1 protein-coding gene is annotated in these 208 nt (G+C 66.8%); it reads right to left on the bottom strand.

The genetic code is table 11. The features are described 5' to 3' along the window. The coding region (locus IO39_RS43840; RefSeq protein WP_043638093.1) for an ATP/GTP-binding protein at positions 1-208 on the bottom strand (208 nt) is incomplete at both ends.

The following is a 208-nucleotide window of genomic DNA, read 5'->3' as shown; positions in this document are numbered from 1 at the left end:
CACGACCGCGCCGATCGCTCCTTTGACCAGGTCGTCCCACATGAACCAGAACCGGTGCTGTCCGGGCGTGCCGAACAGGTACAGGATCAGGTCACGGTCCAGCGACACGCGGCCGAAGTCCATGGCGACGGTCGTGGTCGACTTCAGCGGGGTCATGCCCAGGTCGTCGATCCCGGCGGAGGCGTCGGTCATGACGGCCTCCGTGGTC

Source organism: Nonomuraea candida (assembly GCF_000725485.1).
Lineage (GTDB): Bacteria > Actinomycetota > Actinomycetes > Streptosporangiales > Streptosporangiaceae > Nonomuraea > Nonomuraea candida.
Note: the sequence above shows the minus strand (reverse complement) of the source record. Positions and strands in the feature narration are given on the sequence as shown.